This window comes from Methylobacterium sp. P3_A11, assembly GCF_056403155.1.
Window position 1 is genome coordinate 1 of the sequence record NZ_JBFUGA010000016.1, and the last position, 14,967, is coordinate 14,967.

General features: G+C 65.7%; 8 protein-coding genes and 1 pseudogene. 5 read left to right on the forward strand and 4 right to left on the reverse strand.

The genetic code is table 11. From position 1 onward, the window contains the following. The 4 genes from AC1DXK_RS07440 to AC1DXK_RS07455 form a co-directional block, all read right to left on the reverse strand. A partial coding sequence (locus AC1DXK_RS07440; protein WP_477297321.1) for a beta-ketoacyl synthase N-terminal-like domain-containing protein occupies window positions 1–3,112 on the reverse strand: 3,112 nt, incomplete at its 3' end. After that, a complete protein-coding gene (locus tag AC1DXK_RS07445) occupies window positions 3,109–5,016 on the reverse strand; it encodes an amino acid adenylation domain-containing protein (RefSeq protein WP_477297323.1) in 1,908 nt (635 codons plus the stop codon). The genes AC1DXK_RS07445 and AC1DXK_RS07440, both read right to left, overlap by 4 nt. A 477-nt stretch (window positions 5,017–5,493) precedes the next feature. After that, window positions 5,494–6,351, reverse strand: coding sequence for a 4'-phosphopantetheinyl transferase family protein (locus tag AC1DXK_RS07450; protein WP_477297325.1), 858 nt, complete (start codon window positions 6,349–6,351; stop codon window positions 5,494–5,496). 2 nt (window positions 6,352–6,353) lie between these two features. Continuing rightward, the gene (locus AC1DXK_RS07455; protein WP_456685248.1) at window positions 6,354–8,186 is read right to left on the reverse strand and encodes a Wzz/FepE/Etk N-terminal domain-containing protein; all 1,833 of its coding nucleotides are present in this window, start codon (window positions 8,184–8,186) and stop codon (window positions 6,354–6,356) included. Window positions 8,187–8,677: 491 nt separating this feature from the next. On the opposite strand from AC1DXK_RS07455, the gene AC1DXK_RS07460 reads away from it, so the two are divergent. The 5 genes and pseudogenes from AC1DXK_RS07460 to AC1DXK_RS07480 all read left to right on the forward strand — a co-directional run bounded on the left by AC1DXK_RS07460 (window position 8,678) and on the right by AC1DXK_RS07480 (window position 14,802). After that, entirely contained in the window at window positions 8,678–9,691 is a 1,014-nt protein-coding gene (locus AC1DXK_RS07460) for a hypothetical protein (RefSeq protein ID WP_477297327.1), read from the forward strand. A 20-nt stretch (window positions 9,692–9,711) separates the two neighbouring features. Beyond that, window positions 9,712–10,698 carry a glycosyltransferase family 32 protein gene (locus AC1DXK_RS07465; protein ID WP_477297329.1) on the forward strand — a complete coding sequence of 329 codons (987 nt, stop codon included), beginning with the start codon at window positions 9,712–9,714 and terminating at the stop codon, window positions 10,696–10,698. Window positions 10,699–10,708: 10 nt separating this feature from the next. Then, on the forward strand, window positions 10,709–12,178 hold the full coding sequence (locus AC1DXK_RS07470) for a hypothetical protein (protein ID WP_456685245.1): 1,470 nt from the start codon (window positions 10,709–10,711) through the stop codon (window positions 12,176–12,178). Window positions 12,179–12,238: 60 nt separating this feature from the next. Further along, window positions 12,239–13,341, forward strand: a pseudogene (locus tag AC1DXK_RS07475) (IS3 family transposase). 147 nt (window positions 13,342–13,488) lie between these two features. After that, window positions 13,489–14,802 carry a glycosyltransferase gene (locus AC1DXK_RS07480; RefSeq protein ID WP_456685244.1) on the forward strand — a complete coding sequence of 438 codons (1,314 nt, stop codon included), beginning with the start codon at window positions 13,489–13,491 and terminating at the stop codon, window positions 14,800–14,802. Window positions 14,803–14,967 lie beyond the last annotated feature (165 nt).

The window sequence follows — 14,967 nt, forward strand, 5'->3', positions numbered from 1 at the left end:
GGGCCGGCTCGGCGGGCGCCGCCTTCGCGGGCTGCGGCCGCGCCGCGGCGACGTGGGCAGCGAGCGCCGTGATCGAGGGCAGATCGCTCATCAGCTGGCGGAAGGTCAGCTTCACGCCGTACTGCTTGCGGATCTGCGTCACGAACTGGGCGAGGAACAGGGAATCCAGCCCGTGCTCCAGGAAGGTGCTGTCGAGCCCGTCGGCGCCGATCACGACCCCCGAGAGTTCCTCGACCATGCCCGCGAGTTCCGAGCCGAGTTCGGAACGTGCCGCAGCAACGCTGAGATCTGCCGTCTGCCCCATGATCGTCTGTGCCCCGTTGTCGTTGATGCGTGCTGGATGGGTGTCGGCCGGATCAGTCCCGGCCACGGTGTGATGATCGTCCCCCAGTGTGCGGCCGGGGATCGGGGCGCCGGGATCCGCCGCGCGCGCCGGCGCGTCGATCCAGTGCCGCTGCCGGTCGAACCGGTAGGTCGGGAGCGGCACGCGCCGGCCCGGACCCGTCACCGCCGCCCAGTCGGGCGCGACGCCGACGGTCCAGAGCCGGGCGAGCGCCTCGGCGGCGAAGGCCTGTCCGTCCGTCACCTGGGCCGGGTCGGGCATGGAGCCGATCACCGCGCCGACCGCGCCGCGCGGCAGACCGTTCAGCGCGAAGGTGGAGAGGGTTCGACCCGGTCCGACCTCGAGGAGGACCGTGCCCTCCCGCGCCACCGTCCGCAGCGCGTCCGCGAAGCGCACCGTCTCGCGGCAGTGCCGTGCCCAGTAGGTCGGGCTCGTCGCTTGGTCCGGCGTGATCCAGTCGCCGGTGACGCCCGAGGCGTAGGGCAGTGCGGGGGCGCGGAAGGTGATCCGCTCCGCGAGCGCGGTCAGCCCATCGACCACCGGGTCCATCATCCGGGAGTGGAAGGCGTGCGAGGTGTGCAGGCGGCGCATCCCGACATCGGCCTGGGTGAGCTTGGCCTCGAGCTCCGCCACGGCCTCGAAGGACCCCGCGGCGACGCAGAGGTTCGGCGCATTGATCGCCCCGATATCGAGACCGGCGGGCAGGAGCGGCCGCAACGCGGTCTCCGGCAGCCGGACCGCGAGCATGGCGCCGCCCGGCGCGGCCTGCATCAGGCGGCCCCGCTCGACCACGAAGGCCAACGCGTCGTCGAAGGAGAGGACGCCCGCCAGGCACGCCGCGGTCAGCTCGCCGACGCTGTGCCCGACCATCGCCTCCGGGGTGATCCCGCGGCTCATCCAGAGGGCGGCGAGCGCGTTCTGCACCAGGAAGATCGCAGGCTGCGCGATCCGGGTCGGCGCCGGGCCGCCGGCCGTCTCGTCGGGGCGGTCGCCGTCGAGGAAGGCCCTCACCTCGGCCCGCTCGCCCGGGTCGAGCAGATCGAGCCCGCGGTCGATGGCGGCGCGGTAGATGGGCTCACCGCGATAGAGGTCCCGCCCCATGCCGGGATGCTGGCTGCCCTGGCCGGGGAACATGAACACCACCGGGGCCGGCCCGGCCGCCTCGCCGCGCGGCGCGTTCGCCCCGCGCAGCGCCGCGACGGCGCCCGGCAGATCGCGGCAGGCGACCGCGAGGCGGTGCCGGAAGGCCGTGCGGCCGGTCTGCAGCGTCCGCGCAACGTCGGCGAGGTCGAGCCCGGGTGTCGCCTCGAGATGGTCGGCGAGCGCCTGCGCGGCCGCGCCGACCGAGTCGCGGGTGCGGGCCGAGAGCGGCAGCACCTGGACCGTGTCGGCCGCCGCCGGCGTCCGCGGCCGGGCCGCAGGGGGGGCCTGCTCCAGCACGACGTGGACGTTGGTGCCGCCGACGCCGAGGGCCGAGACACCGGCACGGCGCGGCCCCGGCCGCGACGGCCAGGGTTCGTGCCGCGCGGCGACCGCGAAGGGCGTCGTCTCCAGTGACAGGAGCGGGTTCGGTGTGGAGAAATTGGCGGTCGCCGGGATCGTCCCGTTCTCGACCGCGAGGGCGGCCTTGATCAGGCCGGTGACGCCGGCGGCGGCGTCGAGATGGCCGACATTGCCCTTGACCGAACCGATCAGGCAGCGCTCCTGCGCCTCGACCGGGCCGAAGGCCTTGGCCAGGGCGGCGATCTCGATCGGGTCGCCGAGGGGCGTCGCGGTGCCGTGACACTCGACATAGCCGATCGTCGCCGGATCGATTCCCGCGATGGCGTGCGCGGTGGCGATGACCTCGGCCTGGGCATCTACGCTCGGCGCCGCGAAACCGACCTTCGACGCCCCGTCGTTGTTGACGCCCGCTCCACGGATGACCGCGTAGATGTGGTCGTCGTCCGCGATGGCGTCCTCGAGGCGCTTCAGGAGCACCGCGGCCGCGCCCGAGCCGAACACCGTGCCGTTGGCGTCGGCGTCGAACGGGCGGCAGACCCCGTCGGTGGAGACGATGCCGCCTTCCTGGCTGATGTAGCCGCGCTGCTGGGGGAAGCTGATCGACACGCCTCCCGCGAGGGCCATGTCGCACTGGTGGAGGAGCAGCGACTGCACCGCCTGGGCGACCGCCGTCAGCGAGGTCGAGCACGCCGTCGCGATCGACATGCTCGGGCCGCGCAGGTCGAGCTTGTACGAGACCCGGGTCGCGAGCGTGTCGGCGATGGCGCCGGTCAGGGCTTCGTAGTTGCCGACCTGGAACTCGCTCGCGAAGCGCTCGGCCGCTCCGGGCTGACCGCAGACGTGGCGCAGGAGGTAGGTGTTGAGGCTGCAGCCCGCGAAGACACCCACCGGGCGGCCGGGCGCCATCGGCGCGTAACCGGCATCCTCGAAGGCCTCCCAGGCCACCTCTAGGAAGACCCGGTGCTGCGGATCCATCAGCGTCGCCTCGCGCGGCCGCATGCCGAACAGGGCGGCGTCGAAACGCTCCACGTCGGCGATGATCGGGCGCACGGCGACGTATTCCGGCTGCGCGCGCTCGTCGGCGGTGTAGGAATCCTCGATTTCCGCGTCCGGTATGGGCGTGATCATGCAGTCGCCCCGGCACAGCCGCTGCCACAGCGCCGCGGGATTCGCGGCGCCCGGGAAGCGGCCGGCCATGCCGACGATGGCGATCGCGGCGGCGGGCAGATCGCCCGCGTCCGGAGCCGAGTCAGGACCGTCCGTCATCGCATAGACCTTCCCGAAATGCTGAGCCGCTTGAGAGCGGCCGCCTGGAGCGCCGCTCGGCTGCTGCCGGCGCCGCCGAGCAACACGTTCTGCCTCGAGGCGCCGCCGAGGAACTCGGCCAGCGCCCGAATGGTGGGCCGGGCGAACAGGTCGACGACCGAGATCGTGCCCAGGTCCAGCGTCGCCAGGCGCTGATGGACGGCAAGGAGTCTCAGGGACGTCCCGCCCAGATCGAAGAAGTTGTCGTCGACCGCGATGGAATCGATGCCGAGAACATCCTTCCAGACCGCCGCGATACGCAGTTCGGTCTCGCTCCGCGGGGCGGGGCCGGAGGCGCGGCGGCGTTCGGCGTCGCGCGCTGCGGTCGCCGTCGCGGTGAGAGCAGTCCTGTCGACCTTGCCGTTCGGATTCAGCGGCAGGCTCGGCAGCACCGTGATCGTGGAGGGGCGCATATGCGCGGGTAGGCCCCCAGCGAGTTCGGCCCGCAGGACCGCCGGGTCCGGCGATGCGCCATCGGCCCCGACGACGAAGGCGTGGAGGCACTTGGCCTGCGGGCCCGTCTGCTCGACGGTGACGGCCGCATCCCTGATCCCCGGAACGGCGCGCAGGGCCGTTTCGATCTCACCGAGTTCGACGCGCTTGCCGTCGATCTTCACCTGCGTGTCGAGCCGGCCGAGAAATTCGAGCGCCCCGTCCGGACGGCGGCGGGCCAGATCGCCGGTCAGGTAGAGGCGTGCCTCCGGGTCCGCGGAGAACGGATCCGGGCGGAACCGCTCGGCCGTCAGGTCCGGCCGGTTGAGGTAGCCGAGGGCGACGCCGTCGCCGCCCGCGCAGAGCTGGCCCGGCATCCCCTCGGGAACCGGCCTCAGCGCCTCGTCGAGGATGTAGACCTGCGTGCCGTGGATCGGATAGCCGATCGGAATCGCATCCGCGGGCTGATCCCGCGGGATCGTGTAGCAGCAGGTGAACGTCGTATTCTCCGTCGGCCCGTAGCCGTTGATCAGGCGGCAATCGGGCAGCGCGGCGAGCGCCTTGCAGACATGGGCCGGGGACAGGACGTCGCCGCCGGAAAGCAGCTGCCGCAGACCCGCCAAGTCGTCGAGCGCCGCATCGACCATCAGGTTGAACAATCCGGCCGTGAGCCACAGCGTGGTCACGCCGTATTCGCGGACCAGCGCACCGATCTCCCCGAGCGATGGCCGCTGGACGTCCGCGAAGGCGACCTGACCGCCATTGAGCAGCGGCGCCCAGATCTCGAGCGTGGCCGCATCGAAGGCCAGCGGCGCGAGCTGGAGGATGACCTCGTCGGCATCGAAGCGCGCGTAATCGGCCCCCCGGACGAGCCGGACCACCGCACAATGGGGGACCACGACGCCCTTGGGGCGCCCGGTCGAGCCCGACGTGTACATCACGTAGGCGACGTCCCCGGGGCCGGCGCCGGGAAGCGGCGCGCTGTCCTCGCTCTCGCCAGGCGCACTGCCGTCGGGTTGCATGACGATCGTGGGGCAGCGCCACGCGAGGGCGTCGGCGATCGGGACGMCCGAACCCCGGATGACCGCGGCGGGCGCGCAATCCTCGATCATCGCTGCGCGTTGCGCGCAGGGATAATCGAGGTCGAGGGGCACGTAGGCGGCCCCGGCCTTCAACACCGCGAGCAGGGCGCAGACCGCCGCGGGGGATCGCTCCACCAGCAGGGCGACCCGATCGCCGGGTCGCACCCCTCTGGCGACGAGGATCCGCGCGAGCCTGTCCGACTGCCGGTCGAGCTGCGCGTATGTCCAGTGTTGGGCACGCCCGCGGAGGGCGATCGCGTCCGGGCTGGCTTGGGCGTATCCGGCGAAGAGGGCTGTTACGCTCGTCCGGTCGGTCCCGTCGAGCACAGCGGTGGCGGTATTCGAAGTCAACAGAGGCGTCCCTTCGGCCTGGAGAAGCCCGTCGTTCGGTTCGGCGACGACGCGACATACTGGCTGCAATCGGGGATCGGGCTCAATAACCCTTTACCGATATGAACTACCCCTTTTGAGTATGTTCACCGCGAATTACGCGAGCGATGGCGCAATCGACACAATTCATCGTAGTTTTGAAAGCATCAAATCTCTTCATCGTGCATTCGCGGCGTATCGTTACGGCACAACCGATCGATCCCTGCGCACATGAGCCCATGGATGCTCCGACGACACCGCCTTATGAAGTTTCCATGCCGCGCATCGATCGCCTGCGTGGGCGGATTCAGGATCCATCCGAAACGTCAGGGTGCGCGTACGAGGGGTCTGACGCGGCCCCGGGCGGCTGCGGCGCGGCGATGCGCCCGGGGGGCGCGAGAGCCTGAACGCCAGCCCGCGCCACCCGCTGCCGTGGATGAGGTCATGGGGGCACGGTCGTTACGGAGGGGATTCCAACGGCGACCAGGCGATCGTCCTCATCCGGATCCGGGAGCGGTGGCGCTCCGCCACGCGCCTTCCTGCGCTCGATCGGGCCGCCGGCTCGGCTCCGAGACGGAAGGCACCTTCGAACGGCCGAGGACGGCCCGGACCGGGGAGCGGTTGCACCGCCAAGGCGCCGACACAGCCCGGCACGCAGTCGAGCCGATGGATGCGCCACAGATGCGCGTGCCCGAACGCGGGATCGAGGGCGGTCAGGCGTGCCTCCCCGGATTGATCGAACGCGATGGAGAGACGGGTGGGCGGTAACGAGAGGCCGCAGCCGAGCGCCTTCACGACCGCCTCCTTGCATGTCCAATACCGATAGAATGCGACCCGCCGCTCGTCGGCCGGCAACCGGGTGAGCGCCGCGCACTCCGCCTCCGTAAAGGCCACGCGCGCGACGTCCTCGCCGAACGGGCGTGGGACCTCGATGTCGACGCCGACGACGTGGGTCCGCGACAGGGCCAGCACGACCCGATCCTGCGAATGGCTGAGGTTGAACTGGAGTCGTCCCGGCCCGTCCAGCTCGGGTTTGCCGTGCGGGTTGTAGCGGAACCGCAGAGCCTCCGGCTCGGTGCCAAGTTCCGCCGCGAGGATGCGGCGAAGCTCGGCACGACCGGACGCGAAACGGGCGCCGTTCCGGGGATCGTGGAAGCGATCCCGCCGGGCTCGTTCATCCGGGGACAGCAGGGGCTCGAAGCGTCGGGCGACTGCGGCACGGGACTCGAGCGTCCAGGTGAACAGGGCGATCTCCGGCTCGGGATCGCGGACAGGCGCGGAGGGCCGCGCCCCGTCGCGCGTGCCTGGAAGCGGCACCGTCACGCATCGGCCTTGGCGATCACGGCGCCGACCAGTCGCGCCTGGACGGCCTGAAGCCAGTAAGCGCCTTCGACCGTCGCGGTAATGGACGTCTTCCCCCATTCCGTGACGAGGAGCATCGCCTCGAGATACGGGCCGACCGCGAGGGCACTCGTCGATGTCTGGAGGGCCGGAAGATCGAAGATCACCACATCGTACGCATGGGCGATCTCCTGGATGAGGGTCGACATGACCTCAGATCCGAGAAGCCGCTCATTGGACAGAGGGATGGGAGGGCCGCCGCTCGCGAGGAAATCGAGGTTCGGCGTGATGTCGCGGACGAGGGCACTGTCGAGCCTCACCGAGCCCTGCAGGACCTGCAGGAGTCCCGAGGCATCAGACGGGGCGACGACTTGGCTGAGCTGGCCGCGCCCCAGATCCGCGTCGACCAGCAGCGTCCGCGAGCCCGATTGGGCGCACAGCACGGCCAGATTGCTGGCGATCGTGCTCTTCCCCTCGCGTGCGTTCGAGGAGACGATGCCGATGCTCTTGATCTGGAGCCGCCCGACGCCAAGGCTGATGCGGGTGCGCAGGCCCATGAGCGCCGCATTGAAGGGGGCCGACGGCGTCACGTCGATGTGGTTGAAATAGCGCTCGCGGCGCCGCCCCGCCCGCGTCGACGGCGCGCCGGCGGTGAGCGCGATCGGACCCGACCCGTAGGGTTCGGACGCCTTGATGCGCGGGAGGTCGCCCAGATACTCGATGCCCACATCCTCGCGGATCTGGCGCGATGAGCGGATGCGTTGGTCGAGGTTGTGGCGCGTGAGCGCGACCCCGAAGCCTGCAAGCGCGCCGATGGCGGCCCCGAGGGAGAGCATGAGCTTGGTGCGCGGGTCGCTCGGCTCGAGGGGCGGCGTCGCTTCCGTGACGACGCGGGCATCCGAGACCGGAAAGGTCTGGCGCTGGACCTGCTCCGTGAAGTTCTGAAGATAGGTCTCGTACATCCGTCGATACGTCTGGGCCTGGGTCTCAAGGTCCTCGATGGACACAGCCGGCGCCTTCGACCGGTCAACGGCGTCCGGATCCGTCGGTCCCATCGTCCTTTGACCAAGGGGGATGCGGTAGTCGTGGCGACCCTTGAACTCCTGGACCTCCCGCGCCGCGGCGATCATCTGCACCCGCAGCTGGACCAGCCGCTGATCGAGCCACGTGCTGCCGAGCTGGATGGCCTGCGCCTTCGAATCCAGCTGCTCACGCATGTAGGCCTGGACGGTCGCGTTCGCGATCGCGGCGGCGCGTTCGGCATCCGACGACCGGAACGCGACGTCGATCGCGTAGGACAGGCTCACGCGCCGGACCTGAAGATTGTTCTGAAACTCCCCCATCGTGAAGCGTGTCCGCTCGTAGGCGGTCGGCTCCCGCGGTGGCCCCGACCATCCGAGCCACGTCATCAATGCGCCGATCCGGCCGGGCCGGGGCTGGAAATCGGGGTCGTGTTCGAGCTTGAGCTGCTCGATCACCATTGTGGCGATCTTCTCGGCCTTGAGAACCGCCACTTGGCTTTCGACCTGCGCATTATCCAGCGTGAACGCCCCCTCGATGTTCCGGTCGCGCATGCCCTGCTGCCGGTTCGGATCGATCACGAGCCGGGTCTCGGCGGTGTAATGCGGCCGCGCAGTCAAGGCGAAGGCCGCCGCGACGAGCGTGCCGACCAGCGTGCAGAGAACCAGTATCGACAAGTTGCGCCGTAGGAACGACCAAGCGACCGCGGCCGATACGATGTCTGATTCCGGCCTGTGTTCGGCCTCGTAACGCGCGAGCCGCGCGGCGTTCCATCCGGTGCGCTGAAGCATGAAATTGCACCGCCTTGGTGGGTGTGGCAACGGGAGCAGGTGCGACAGGTCGAGCTTCGCTGCCTTCCCGCCGGATCGCGCAGCACGCTGGAAATCGAGATCATCCGGCTTGTGCCATGCCGATACTGTACCGGAGCGCGGCTGTGCAGTCGTACTGAGCCAAAAGAGGTAAAGGGCACTATCCGTCGGGGCTACGGCCGGCCACAAGGGCAATCCAACCGGCCGGCGCGGCCGCCACGCGCCCGCCGGCGGCCCATGTCCGAGGCAGCCGCGCGTAGCGGGCCGATCGGTGCGCGCGTGCTCTCCTAGAGGTCGGACATGGCCGGAAAGGCTCCGGCGCCTGCAACAATTGATGCCCGTCGCTAAGCCTTTCGAAGGCGTAGTGAGCGTCGTGAGCCCGGGCCAGTCTCATAAAGCAGCGCTCGGCCGATCGATCTGGAGCAAGGCTGCCGAGGACGGAGCAGATGTCGTACAGACGATCGCGCGAGCGCGTGAGCTACAAATCGGCCTGTATCCTGGCGGCCGCGCTGACAAGCGCCCTCCTCGCCTCAAGTCCCGCTGCAGCAGATCTGATGTGGGGCATCAACGGACATCCGCTCACGTCTTACCCGGGAATCACGACGCGGCAGCAACTGGAACTCGTTCGCGATCTCGGAACACGCTCGTATCGGGTCGACGTCTCACGGACCGACCAAATCGCGCGCCTCGCGGAGCTGACGCGCGAGGCGCGGTCCCTCGGTCTGACGGTGCTGCCGATCCTGATCCCCCCGGTCGATCTCGCAGTCGACAGCGAGGATCTCCTCTACAAGAAGTCCCTCAGCTTCTCCCGTTCGGTCGTCACCGCCCTGGCCGGACAGATCCCGGTCTGGGAACTCGGCAACGAGATGGAGAACTACGCCATCATCAAGTCGTGCGAGACCAAGGACGACGGCACCACCTACCCCTGCGAGTGGGGACCCGCAGGCGGGACCATTCCGCTCGACTATTACGGGCCGCGGCTCGCGAAGGTCATCGCAGTCCTCAAGGGCTTGTCGGACGGCACGCGGTCCGCCGATCCCGCAGCGAAGCATGCGATCGGCTCGGCCGGCTGGGGGCACACCGCCGTCTACGGTCGCTACCGCGAGGCCGGTCTCGATTGGGATATCACCGTCTGGCACATGTACGACCACAATCCCGAATGGGCCTTCAAGATCATTTCCCAGATCGGAAAGCCGATCTGGGTGACGGAATTCAACAATTCACTGGGCAGCCAACGGGATGGCGAAGACGGACAGGCACAGGGCATCGTAAAGACGATGAAGATCCTGCAAGATTTAAGACAAAAGTACAACATCGAAGCGGCATATATCTACGAACTGGCTGACGAGTCTTATTGGCATCCGAGCTATGAGGCGTACATGGGCGTCGTAAAGCTGGATAAGGCCGCCACGGGCGGATGGCAGCTCGGCAGGCGGAAGGCCGCCTTCGGGACGGTCAAGGCCCTCATCGACACCTCGAAACCCTAGAACATCACAGAGATCGCTTGATGCTCGATACCCTCGATACTCGACCGAAGCGTCTCTGGCGCGCGGCAACACACGCGTCCGCGCTGCCAACCCTCACGGTCCTCGCAGAACGGAAATTCCGACGCCTCGTGAGGAAGCAAAGCAAGGCCCTCGTCGCACCGGAGATCGCCCTCGCTGACCAAACGATCTGCGTCTCGACGACGGACAACAAGATACCGCGGATCTTGTTTCAGACTTGGAAATCCCGCACCGCCCTGCCCTCGAACTACGCGTTGTGGAGAAGCACCTTTCTATCCCACAATCCCGAATACCAATGTCTGATCTGGGACGACGCGGACAATCGCGCCTTCGTGGCGAAGCATTTCTCCTGGTTTCTCTCCACATACGACGCATTCCCCAAAGAAATTTTCCGTGTCGACGCGGTTCGTTTGCTCTTTTTGTTTCATCACGGAGGTTTTTACTGCGACCTCGACACGGAATGCCTGAAAAGTCTCGACACCCTGCGCGATAACGGCGACGTCCTGCTCGGGCGGATGGGAGAAGATCCCGGCTTTGCGCACGCCGTTCCCAATGCTGCGATGGCGTCGCGGCCCCGGCAACTGTTCTGGCTGCTCGCCATCGCCCTGATGATCACGGCGATCGAGCAGGCGGGGACGCCGGATGCCCTGCTCCAGCTGGGTCCGGAGGCCGTCACGGGTCCGGTTCTAGTCCGCGAGGCAGCTCTCTTCTATCTCCGCAATCCACCTGCCGTCGTGATGCAGCGGGCACAGCAGATCCTCGCGAAGATGGACGGCGTGACGTCGGACGCCGTCGAAGCCGGGACGCTGAAACTTCTCGATTCCGAGATCTGGTACCCGCTCGACTGGACGAACCCCCTGCATCGACTGCTGAGGGCCGACATCATGGAGCATCGGGCCACATTGACCCATGAACAGGTGCGGCGGCTGTTTCCGCACTCGCATCTCGTGACGTACTGGTCACATTCCTGGGTTGAATCCTACAAGTAAGGCTTTCGGGATGCAGCCCTCTCTGGAAGGCCTCGCTGTATGCATCGTCTTGCTCCTGATCGGCGCGCTGATGCGCGCCTCGCTCACCGTCGGCCTGATGGCGTCCCTCGCCTTCGGCTCGACGGCGATCGCAATCTTGCCTGCCCTCGGCGGAGCCTCGCCGCTCATATATACCGTTTTCACGTTTCTGCTGATCACCTCTCTGCTTCTTCATAAAAACGCGAAGCAGCACATTGCGACACTGTTTCGACACTCCACCTCCGCTTGGTCGGCCCTCGCTCTGATCCTCTACGCGGCGCTCGGGGCCTACATCCTGCCGCGCCTCTTCGCCGGCGAGGTCACCGTCTTCGCCGTCTCACACGAGACGGGGAGCGTGTTCGAGACGGTGCTCGTGCCGACGTCGAGCAATCTCACGCAGGCGGGCTACCTCACCCTGGGTCTCCTCACATTCCTCGTCCTCCGGATTCGCCTGCGGCGGCGCTCGGGCCTGCGGGCGATGCGGCGGAGCTTTTTTGCGATGGCCGGCTTCAACGCCCTGCTGGGTGTTGTCGATCTCGTCGCCAAACTGGCCGGCGCCGGTGATGTTCTCTTGCCGATCCGGACCGCAACCTATGCACTTCTGACCGACACGGAGCAGGCGGGCTTCGCCCGCATCGTCGGCGGTTACTCGGAGGCCTCGGCGTTCGGGGCCGCTGGCCTCTCATCGCTGGCCTTCGCCTTCACGCACTGGCGGGCGACCGGATCGCGGCCGGCGTTGATCCTGTGGCTGGTCCTCGCCGGACTGCTTCTTCTCTCGACCTCAAGCACGGCGTATGTCGGACTCGGCATCCTGCTCGTGCTCTTGATGGGCGCCAGTGTGCGGACGGCGCTGCGCGCCGGTCTCCTGCGGCAGGACCTCATCGTCGGGGTTATCCTCAGCGCCATCCTGATCGCTCTGGTCGGGATCACGCTGGTCAAGCAAAGCCTCCTCGATCCGATCGTTCGGTTGAGTGAGGTGACGCTACTCGAGAAGGCGAACTCCGCTTCAGGTCAGGAGCGCAGCTACTGGAATGAACACAGCCTTCAGAACGTCGTGGAAACGAACGGCCTTGGACTCGGGATCGGAAGCTCGCGCGCGTCGAACTGGCCGACGGCCGTGCTCTCCCAGCTTGGTATCATCGGTGCGCTCCTCCTGATCGTTCTGCTCTTCTCCGGCCTACGCGACATCGGACATGCCGCCAGGGCAGGCCCTGACCGGGAGACGGTCATCCTCTACGATGCCGCACGCGCCACGGCGCTGGCGATCCTGGCCGGCGGTCTTCTCGGTGCGGGCAGTGCCGATCCCGGCATCTTGTTCTTTATCTGTATCGCCACGACAATTTCGTGCCGACATGGCCTCGCTGCGGGTGCACCGGCGCCTGCCGAGCCGGCTCGACTCCTGAACGCTTCGAGTCACTCCCTCTCAATAGACCCCATTCCCGCCGGCATACTTCGGAACTGAATGCATGGCGGAATGCAGCGCAAAAATGCGCAGCCCGTTTCCTGAACGACGGGGGTTCCGATGGCAGACCGGAAGCGAATCTCTATCCCTGAGCTTCGCGTTGAGGCAGCACGGCTGGAGCCATGGAGCAGGCAGTCTCTCCGCGAGGGTGCCGCCGATCTCGGCGTCGGGCTCTCGACATGGCGCAACTGAAACGACGGGCGTCAAGAGCCGGCGCCGGATCACCGGCCGGCCGAACGGCAGGAGGATATAGCCGCCGCGCGCAAAGCCTACGCCGCGGGTACGAGGCGCCGAGCCAGGAACGGGAGATCCTGAAGCGGGCCATGACTTTTTTCGCTAAGGCGGGACGTCGATGAGGTTTCTCCTCGACGGCGCGGCGAAGAACGACTGTCCTGTCGCGCGACTATGCAAGGTCCTCGAGGTCAGTCCGATCGGCTCCTTCACCTGGAATAACCGCCCGGCCTCAACGCGGAAGCGCTAGAATCTCGTGCTGCTCGCCCACGCTCGCTCCACCTTCTCTCGCAAGAGTCGTACGGCACCCCGCGCATGACGCACGCGTTGCGCGAGCCGGGCCCGGCGTCAGGCCGGCCGCGCGTGGCCCGGTTGATGCGCGAGAATGAGCTCAAGAACCGCCGGCCGCGCCGCTTTCGGCGCGTGACCGACAGCGGGCACGCCTTCCCAGTCGCCGCCACCCCGCTCCTCCAGGACTTCATGGTGGCTGGGCTGGATCGGAAGTGGGGGAGCGACATCTCCTACATCTGGACGCGGGAGGGCTGGCTGTACCTGGCGGTGGTCTGCGACCTGTATTTCCGACGGAACGTGGGCTGGGCGGCGGACAACCAGCCTCATAAGGAACTCGCGTTGACAGTTCTCCGTTGCATATTCGTCGTCCGGCAGTCAGGGCCGGATTTAATCCGTCGTCCCGACCATGGCAGTCGGTATTGTTCGAATGGATATCGGAAGGAACGTCGAAGAAACGGCGCCTTGACGTCGCTATCTGGCAGGGAGAATTATTATAACAGCACGATGGTCGAGAGCCCATCATCGCGCCGGCCGGCTACCTGGATGGCTTTTACAATCCCTGCCGCCGCCACTCGCCGCTTGGCTTCACCCGCACCACACAGGTTGAGAGGGACACCGGCCACTCAATCGCTCCCCATTAAACTCAAAAAGTCCATAACTATTTCGGTCGACAAAATCAGTCATCTCAATTTCGAATTTTTAAAATTGAATAGCGCCTTGCATAATTTTTATAAAATATTGCTCGAAATTTTGATCAGGCTTCCTCTCTTGAGAACGGACGACGACACATGACATATGTCGATCTAACGGATTTGGTATCGAATAGTTTGTGGTACGATTCTTTTACAGGAATACAGCGCGTCCAGCTAACAACGGCACATCTTTTAGCAAAAAATCACACCTGCGCATGTTATTCACTTTTTGAAGGCACGTGGGTCGATCTAAATCCGATCTTACGTTCCACGCATGGCGACGCGGACGCTTTCACTGGCGCCATCCGTCAACTGTATCCCCGATCGAGCCGATCGGCCAGCCAAGATTGGTTTGGTCTGAGTTCGCTCACGTTCCGGCTGCGTCGCCGCATCCTTCGATCAGTGCACAAAGTACGGGGGAAGACAGAACTGAAGCGTCGCGTTCGAAAAGGTGACGTGATCGTCGCAATGGGATGTTACTGGCAACTCTCGTACCTGCTAGATTTCTACGAATATTTGGCATCCATCGGAGCAAATTTCATCTGCTTTACGCACGATATATTCCCCATCCGATCGAAGGGAGGGCACGGAAATCGATCCATCGCACCATACATGACACGTTTTTACAAGTTGCCAGCCCTCCACGTGGCCAATTCCGTCTTCACCCGCAGTGAAATGATTGCTGCGCATTGTGCTTCTCAGGTGAAGATTGCGAGGCGCGACATAACAGTCGTCCCCCTGGCGCAACAGTTCTTCGGTGTAGCGCGCAATCATCGATCTGCGCGTCCAGTTCGGCTGCAGGCTGCAGTTGGCAATGAGCCCTATGTTCTTGTTGTCGGGAATGGGCTTAGAAAAAACCACCAATTGGCTCTCGCCGTCTGGTCACACCTGAAGGACGCTAGCGGCAAGCCTCTTCCGGCCCTCGTTTTTGCGGGAGGCGACGCAGACGCCGTGTCTGTCAGAAACGTTGCGGAGGCTCTGTGGCTAGAACGCCCGTCCGAGGACGAACTCGCCGGCTTGTATGCTAACTGCCTCTTCACACTCTTTCCGAGCATCGAAGAGGGATGGGGTTTGCCCGTTGGAGAGAGTTTGTGGTTCGGGAAACTTTGTGTCTCATCCAATGGTGGAGCGTTGCCTGAAGTGGGAGGGGAGTACGCGCTGTACTTCGACCCCGATTCATTGGATGATTGTCTCAGGGCGGTGAGACTTGCCCTGAACGACACGACCCGCGCGCATTGGGAGCAATCGATCCTCCGTGCCCCACTCAGGGAATGGGGCGAAGTGGGTCACGACATGGTGCTGACAATCGATACGTTGAGGCACAGCAGTATTGATTTGGAAGGACCCACGTCCGACTTGCGAAGCCGTGCAGATCTAGTATTTCAAGATAAATTAGATGCCGAATTGTGAAATCTGATCGCCTTACATTTATAGTGCTTTCGAACAAATTTTCAAAAATTAAATTTTTAACGCGCGCTGATCCGACCTGATCCGCCTGCGTTTAACCGGGCCGATTTAGAAGAACAAGTAGAAATTTGCTAAGAAAAAGGCGCTTGGCTGCGCGGGATTATATTA